At 39.2% G+C, this 2,085-nt stretch carries 2 protein-coding genes; both read left to right on the forward strand.

Annotated elements, in window-relative coordinates:
* Positions 1–132 precede the first annotated feature (132 nt).
* Positions 133–573: a DUF411 domain-containing protein gene (locus tag IQR33_RS15670; protein ID WP_228013923.1), complete on the forward strand. Its 441-nt coding sequence runs from the start codon at positions 133–135 to the stop codon at positions 571–573.
* A 480-nt stretch (positions 574–1,053) separates the two neighbouring features.
* Positions 1,054–1,791 carry a hypothetical protein gene (locus tag IQR33_RS15675; protein ID WP_193843832.1) on the forward strand — a complete coding sequence of 246 codons (738 nt, stop codon included), beginning with the start codon at positions 1,054–1,056 and terminating at the stop codon, positions 1,789–1,791.
* The last annotated feature ends 294 nt before the right edge of the window (positions 1,792–2,085 follow it).

The following is a 2,085-nucleotide window of genomic DNA, read 5'->3' on the forward strand; positions in this document are numbered from 1 at the left end:
ATTTAACACTGCGTCTAGAACCGTATGAAACTCAGCACTTTGAGTGGCTTCCTGAAAAGGGAATATATGAGCTGAGTTATGGCGATGAAGCCATCAGTATTAACGTAAAATAGACTTTAGTTAGGTAACTTTATGAGTAAAAAATTGAGACTTATTGCATTTTCATCTTTGATTTTGAGTTTTAACGTCTTTGCTAAGCCTATTATTGAGCTTTATAAATCGCCTACGTGTGGTTGCTGTAAGGAATGGGCTGCAATTATGGAGAAAAAAGGCTATGAGGTGAATGTTAACCACGCTCGTGATTGGAGTGATGTCAAACAAGAGTTTGGTATGCCTAATCAACTGATGTCCTGCCATACAGCTGTCATTGATGGCTATATGATTGAAGGGCATGTTCCTGAGTCTGATATCAAACGCTTGCTTGAGGAGAGACCTGAAAATATTTCAGGGATAGCCGCTCCCGGTATGCCGCAGCATTCGCCGGGAATGGCACGACCAGGGCAGGAGTACAAAGGCTTTAACGTGGTGTCTTTTGATAAGACAGGGCAGATGAAACTTTATAATAAGTACTAAAAGTCGATTAAGAAGTTGGGCTCTTGAGGTAAGTGCGGAGCCCTTTTGTTTATTTCAAAGGAGCTCTTGCACTAAATCGAAACGAGTCCGTTATTCCGTTGTATCCAAAAAGTTTGCTAAGCGAGACTGGGTTGACCAATGACTAAGTGCCTAGAAAGGAAGGTCTCTTACAATGCTTAAAGTTTCAAACTTTATTGTCATAATTCTGTTGTGCAGAGAGTTATGGCATTAAGTTAGTTTCAAACTTTATTGTTACCTTCTTTTATCTAGGCTACTTGGTACTAAACTCTACACGAGAGAAAAGTTTCAAACTTTAATGTCCTCCGACATGTATGTGAATAAATCGACTCTATCTATACGATCACTGGACTTCCAAAAAGCGGGACTTCAGGTAGTAGAGATGACATTTTGCTTGATATGCTCATTAGCCCACCAGCGAATCGGTGGCTAAAACCTTTAAAAACTAACGAGGAACTGAGTATGGCAATCAAAACAAATATACTGGAGCTAAATGGACTAAATCCGGCTTATTTCACCAATACGGAATTACTCCCTCTCGACGATTATCTGATGGATAGAGGAATTTATCTATTTCCACATATTGAGAAGAGATTCGGCAGTATTCCTTTAGAGCGCGTTGTTGGTCATAGCCAAGGCTATGATGCGATGAAGTGGGGGGACTGTTTAGGTGGCCGTCACTTAAAACGTATAGAGCGAGCCCTAATGGAACTCACAGAAAATCCAAATTACTATTTAGATCATCATGTAAAACCAGGTATTTCTTTTACAAAAGTTGAGGATGCTTACTTCATTGAAGAGGGAAAACATAGGACCATAACTGCGCGGTTCCTCTATCACCACAACCAGGAAGTTTTTAGAAATACCTCCCCTCTTTCTAACGTAAACATTCACGAAAGGTTCATTGATTATGAGTATATGGGCTATGTATATAAGATCAACATGCTACAGAAAATATACCCGGAATTAGAGTTTGAAATGACTTATACCGACTCAAACAATGAGAGGTGCTTGGCAGTACACCCTACTAATTTTAATATGCCAAGTAGTTTCTTTACTCGGGGAGAAGTCGAAGACTGCATAAAGCATTTAAAGAGTCCGAATCTATTAAACAAACTACGTTCACACAGACTGTACCAGCATATTGGAACTTCACATTGCTTAAAGCATATGTTCGGGAACATAAAGCAATTTGGCTGAGTTTTGCGTGACGTTGTCACTTGTGTCGTGGTCTAGTTGTATAGATGGTTTACTAAGCCTAGGCTAGGTTAAATGAAAACCATTTGTTAACTAGGTCATGACGTAAGATATTACAGTGTAATGGAAATTACTACCTACCGAAGATGATGAATACTGTTCAAAGAAAACTTGTTTAACGGAGAAGGATAGCATGAACGATAATAAGCCGAGTAAAACTCAAACCTCATTTCTGAGACGTTTGTTAGTTGCATATCTAATTGATAGAGGTTTTAACACTGTCCCAGCAATAGTGGA

Origin of the sequence: Vibrio sp. OPT46 (assembly GCF_015163535.1) — a bacterium.
GTDB lineage: Bacteria > Pseudomonadota > Gammaproteobacteria > Enterobacterales > Vibrionaceae > Vibrio > Vibrio alginolyticus.

What these genes read in the sequence shown, in the direction of transcription:
- IQR33_RS15670 (WP_228013923.1), top strand. Translation starts at nt 133, where the DNA reads ATGAGTAAAAAATTGAGACTTATTGCATTTTCATCTTTGATTTTGAGT.
- IQR33_RS15675 (WP_193843832.1), top strand. Translation starts at nt 1,054, where the DNA reads ATGGCAATCAAAACAAATATACTGGAGCTAAATGGACTAAATCCGGCT.